3 protein-coding genes are annotated in these 1,923 nt (G+C 39.8%); 2 read left to right on the top strand and 1 reads right to left on the bottom strand.

Features of this window, described 5'->3' with window-relative positions; genetic code table 11:
- Both WAM07_RS15465 and WAM07_RS15460 read left to right on the top strand, forming a co-directional pair.
- The coding region (locus tag WAM07_RS15465; RefSeq protein WP_422168256.1) for a gamma-glutamyltransferase at positions 1–927 on the top strand (927 nt) is incomplete at its 5' end.
- A gap of 19 nt (positions 928–946) precedes the next feature.
- Positions 947–1,333 (top strand): hypothetical protein, encoded by a 387-nt coding sequence (locus WAM07_RS15460; RefSeq protein WP_422168254.1) that lies wholly within the window; start codon positions 947–949, stop codon positions 1,331–1,333.
- Positions 1,334–1,866: 533 nt separating this feature from the next.
- Here WAM07_RS15460 and WAM07_RS15455 read toward each other — a convergent pair.
- Positions 1,867–1,923 carry a YjcZ family sporulation protein gene (locus WAM07_RS15455; protein ID WP_422168257.1) on the bottom strand — a complete coding sequence of 19 codons (57 nt, stop codon included), beginning with the start codon at positions 1,921–1,923 and terminating at the stop codon, positions 1,867–1,869.

The raw sequence follows: 1,923 nt of genomic DNA, 5'->3' as shown, positions 1-1,923 counted from the left end.
ACCAAATCAGACTTGAGCAATTACACCGTTATGAAAAGTGCTCCCGTAAAAGGTGAATTTGCAGGTTATGATGTCTATTCAGCCCCGCCGCCATTGTCAGGCGTAACGTTAATTCAATCCTTAAAAGTCAGCGAAATGGTTGATCTAAAAGAGGCGGAAGGAAGTCAAGCTGATTACATCCATATGATTGGTGAGATATCCAAACGAACGTACGATGATCGTGTGGAGAATATCGGGGATCCCTTATTCACTGATAAATCATACGAAGAACTGACAAAGGCTGATTATGTAGAAGACCTCGCTGCTTCTATTGATATGGATCAGTTATCCGATGATTATAAAACAAGTGACACAGTGGCAGAAGAAGATCACGTCAGCACCACCCATTATGTAGTCGTAGATGCAAAAGGCAACATGGTTTCGGTAACGAACACGTTAAGCGCATATTTTGGCTCTGGTGAAGAAATCGGCGGTTTCTTTTTAAACGATCAGTTAAAAAACTTCAGTCCAGATGACTCTTCAATAAATGGGATGGAAGCTGGAAAAAGACCAAGGAGTTTTACCAGCCCGACCATTATGACAAATGGTGATAGAAAGATAGGTATTGGTTCACCGGGAGGAGAGCGAATTCCTATGATGCTTACGGAAGTCCTTACCAAACACGTGATATTTGGTGAGAGCCTTGAAGAGGCCATTGCTTCACCCAGGTTTTATATAGAAGATGAAAATGTCTATGTAGAAAAAGATCTGGATGATGAAGTGAAGGAAGAATTAGAGGAAAGAGATTATGATGTTCACCTGGAGGTATCCCCCACTTACTACGGAGGAGTCCAAGCTCTGGTTGTGGACGAAGAAGAAAACAGGGTATATGGCGGCTCAGATCCACGGCGCGCTGGTGCCTGGCAGGTTAAGGAAAAGAATAGATAGAAAGAGAGAGGGATTATTAATGTCTAAAACTATAAGATTCATTATACCATTTGTACTTCTTGGACTGGCTCTAACGTTTATGACTCAGTTTAAGCAGCTGGAAACATTATCAGCAAAAGAAGAGGTCGAGATTACGAACTTCCAAAAACAAGCATCAAAAGATCAATCTCAATCTAAAACATCAGAAAATAATCAGGAGGGTGATGCAAAAGCAGCTGCCTCCTCAGCGAATGAAACAGAACAGACTTCCACAACCGCTGATCAGCAAAAGGAATATGCCATTACGAGCAATCAAAACATTGTAAGAGTTTATGATCAGCAAGGTGAACAAGTGTTTAAAACTAAATTAAGTGATTGGAAAAAGAATCAACGTTATTATTATGAAAAATTCAATTTGAACTCCTAATTGTATGAGAGTCCGGTAAGGCTGGTTCTCTCGGGCTGTCGAGATGATTTCGACAGTCTTATTTTTTGGTACCACTGCGAAGGTTGAGCAGGAGGAGAAAGTCTGACAAAATCAAAACACATAAATAGAGGGATTAGAAGGGGGCCCGATTTACAAAAAACTTACATGCGTATCAGGTGCGCTTTCGGGTGGGCCTTATACTATGGATCTTTTATTATTTTTAGGTTCCTGGAACAGTTCAGATCTACATGGGGAGATTATAATTAGGAATTTCAGGTTTCATAGTAAATCTATTATATAAACGATAGGATCGGCATCTGTTCCTACTCTATGTAAACAGAGACAAACTTTCTCGCCATACGCGCCCTATTTTCCCAAATCATAAACCAGCACCGAAAGAAGAAGGGTGCTGGTTTCATTTTGTTTCAATTTATTGGTAATAAATAATTCTATTTACCTGATCGGTTTGCAGCCTTATCACGATCTGGATGCTTTAAAGGGGTACTTATTTCTGAAGAAAGAACAATAGATGGTTACCAACTAATGCTGCAGCCGACAATAATTAATAAGATAAACAACACAATAATCAA

Origin of the sequence: Halobacillus sp. (genome assembly GCF_049282395.1) — a bacterium.
GTDB lineage: Bacteria > Bacillota > Bacilli > Bacillales > Halobacillaceae > Halobacillus.
This window is presented reverse-complemented; position numbering and strand designations above follow the sequence as displayed.

Coding starts and splice junctions, on each gene's coding strand:
- WAM07_RS15460 (WP_422168254.1), top strand. CDS start 947: ATGTCTAAAACTATAAGATTCATTATACCATTTGTACTTCTTGGACTG.